The organism is Brevibacterium mcbrellneri ATCC 49030, assembly GCF_000178455.1.
In the GTDB taxonomy this organism is placed as follows: domain Bacteria; phylum Actinomycetota; class Actinomycetes; order Actinomycetales; family Brevibacteriaceae; genus Brevibacterium; species Brevibacterium mcbrellneri.
In genome coordinates this window covers 1-3,042 of the sequence record NZ_ADNU01000059.1, presented here as the reverse complement: position 1 = coordinate 3,042, position 3,042 = coordinate 1, and the positions used below count along the sequence as shown (strand labels likewise).

Genomic DNA, 3,042 nt, shown 5'->3' with positions numbered 1-3,042 from the left:
GAGCCCGGCACGGACCGCGTCGAGCTGCTCCGCCTGGCCGGGGGCTGTGGAGGACGCCTCCGAGCACCCGATCGCCCAGGCCATCGCCAAAGGCGCTGTCCAGGAGGCCGGTCAGCTGCCGACGACGGTGGACTTCGCGAACGTCGAGGGCAAGGGCGTGCGGGGCGTCGTCGACGGCCACGCGGTGCTCGTCGGCAGGGAATCGCTCCTGGCCGACTGGTCGCAGCTCCTCTCGCCCGACCTCGCCGCTGCTAAGGCCGCGGCCGAGGCAGAGGGCAAGACCGTCGTCGCGGTCGGCTGGGACGGGAAGGCCCGCGGGATCCTCGTCGTCGCCGACGCCGTCAAGCCCACCAGCGCCGAGGCGATCCAAGGACTGAAGGACCTGGGACTCACTCCGGTCCTGCTCACCGGCGACAACGAGGCCGTGGCCCGCCGGATCGCCGCCGAGGTCGGCATCGAGAAGGTCATCGCCGAGGTCCTGCCCAAGGACAAGGTCGACGTCGTCACCGGCCTCCAGAACGAGGGCAAGGTCGTCGCGATGGTCGGCGACGGCGTCAACGACGCCCCGGCGCTGGCCCAGGCCGACCTGGGCCTGGCGATGGGCACCGGCAGCGACGTCGCCATCGAGGCCTCCGACATCACCCTCGTGCGCGGGGACCTGCGAGCCGCGATCGACGCAATCCGGCTCTCCCGCAAAACACTGGGCACGATCAAGTCCAACCTGTTCTGGGCCTTCGCCTACAACGTCGCGGCGATCCCGATCGCAGCGCTGGGCATGCTCAACCCCATGCTCGCAGGCGCGGCGATGGCGTTCTCCAGCGTGTTCGTCGTCGGCAACAGCCTCCGCCTGCGCGGGTTCCGCAGCGTCGCCAAGCAGTGACGCCGCAGAACCAACCATCATCCGAACACACGAAAGGTATGCACCGAGTATGAGCAACGAAGACCAGGCACCCACCAGCTGCTGCAGTACGTCCCCCGCAGTCGAGGCATCCGTCGCCGAGGAAGCTGTCAGCGCTGGTTCCAGCTGCTGCGGCACGGCCGGCACAGAGAACCCCGCCGCCGATTCCGGCCATCGCGAAAACCTTTTGGTCGAAGGCAGCGACGGCATGACCACTTGCCCCGTCATGGTCGGCAATCCGGTCAACAAACAGGACGCCGAAGAAAAGGGCCTCTTCCGTGACTACGACGGGCAGCGCTACTGGCTCTGCTGCCCCGGCTGCGGACCGACCTTCGACTCCGACCTCGCCAAGTACGCCGCCAACATGGCCTGATCCTTCGACGGCCCGGGCCTGCAGCATCACTGCTATTGCCCCGGGTCGACCGGATCGTAACTAAACGATTCCACGCCCGCCGATCGACATTTGACTTATACCCCATAGGGGTATATGCTTGATCGGGTCAGACTGATGAATTGGAGATTTCATGCGTAAGCGCCTTATCACCACCGTCGCCACGGGAGTGCTCGGCGGAGCACTCGTGCTCACCGGCTGCAGTACTGGCGGAGACCAGGACCAGGCGACGCCATCGTCGACCAGTCAGCACGAGGGCCACGGAAGCGGTGGCATCAACGACGGCGGCGGGATGGAGCATCCGATGGACGGCGGCCCCGCCCCAGAGGGCATCGAGAAGGCTTCCTCGCCGAAGTACCCGCCCGGCACCAAGGTCACGCTCACCGCCGACCACATGGAGGGCATGGACGGCGCAAACGCCACGATCGTCGGCGCGTTCGACACCTACACCTATGCGGTGAACTTCACGCCCACCACCGGCGGGGATCCGATCAAGGACCACAAGTGGGTCGTGCAGGAGGAGATCAAGGACGCCGGCGACCAGCGCCTGGCCGACGGTACCGAAGTCACCCTCGAGGCCAAACACATGGAGGGCATGAAGGGCACTCACGCCACCATCGCCTCCTCCACCGACGAGACCGTCTACATGGTCGACTACGAGTCCGAGACCATGACGAACCACAAGTGGGTCGTCGAGAGCGAGATCAAGCCGGCCTCCTGAGCCGGCCGCTGGGGCCCTGAAGGGTCCGCGGCGAGACACGACCCGATCGAAGGAAAGACCGGGGAAGAACGAAGGGAAGCGAAGAGCAGTGACGGACCCGACCACGCATCACCATCACCATGACCACGACGGCGTCGCGACCACCGAGTCCGGCCATGTTGACGACTCGCATGCCGAGCACGAAGGCCACGCCGTGAAACACGGTGCCCACGCCGGGCACGGCGATCAAGGCAGTGGTCATAGTGGTCATGCGGGCCATGGCGACCACGTCAGCCAGTTCCGTCGACTGTTCTGGATCAACCTCGTCATCGCCATCCCGGTGGTCGCGTTCTCCCCCATGTTCGCCATGCTCCTGGGCTACTCGGTGCCCAGCTGGGCGCGCTGGGTCGCCGCGGTGCTCGGCACCGTCATGTACGCCTGGGGCGGCACACCGTTCCTCACCGGTGCCGTCAGCGAGCTGAAGAGCCGCAAGCCCGGCATGATGCTGCTGATCGCGCTCGGGATCACCGTGGCGTTCCTCGCCTCCTGGGCCGCCACCGTGGGGCTCGTCCACCACGAGCTCGAGTTCTGGTGGGAGCTGGCGCTGCTGATCGTTATCATGCTGCTCGGCCACTGGATCGAGATGCGGTCCCTGGCCCAGACAACCTCGGCGCTGGACTCCCTTGCCGCGTTGCTGCCCGACGAAGCGGAGCGCGTCGAGGGCGACGAAACCGTCAAGGTCGACCCGGCCGAGCTGCGCGTCGGCGACGTCGTCATCGTCCGCCCCGGAGGCAGCGTCCCCGCCGACGGCACCGTCATCGACGGCCGCGCTGACATGGACGAGTCGATGATCACCGGCGAGTCGCGCCCCGTCGCCCGCGGCGAGGGCGATGCGGTCACCGCCGGCACTGTGGCCACTGACTCCGGTTTGCGGGTGGAGATCACCGCCACCGGCGACGACACGGCACTGGCCGGCATCAACAGGCTCGTCGCCGAGGCCCAGGGGTCTTCGTCCCGTGCCCAGCGCATCGCCGACAAGGCGGCTGCCTTGCT

At 67.4% G+C, this 3,042-nt stretch carries 3 protein-coding genes and 1 pseudogene; all 4 read left to right on the top strand.

The features are described 5' to 3' along the window. Window positions 1–880 (top strand): annotated as a pseudogene (locus tag HMPREF0183_RS09645) (heavy metal translocating P-type ATPase); the annotation flags it as partial. Between the two features lie 49 nt (window positions 881–929). Continuing rightward, complete coding sequence (locus HMPREF0183_RS13450) at window positions 930–1,271, top strand: hypothetical protein (protein ID WP_005885503.1); 342 nt, start codon at window positions 930–932, stop codon at window positions 1,269–1,271. Window positions 1,272–1,422: 151 nt separating this feature from the next. Then, entirely contained in the window at window positions 1,423–2,010 is a 588-nt protein-coding gene (locus HMPREF0183_RS09635) for a YdhK family protein (RefSeq protein ID WP_005885501.1), read from the top strand. An 88-nt stretch (window positions 2,011–2,098) separates the two neighbouring features. Beyond that, the coding region (locus tag HMPREF0183_RS09630; RefSeq protein WP_005885499.1) for a P-type ATPase actuator domain-containing protein at window positions 2,099–3,042 on the top strand (944 nt) is incomplete at its 3' end.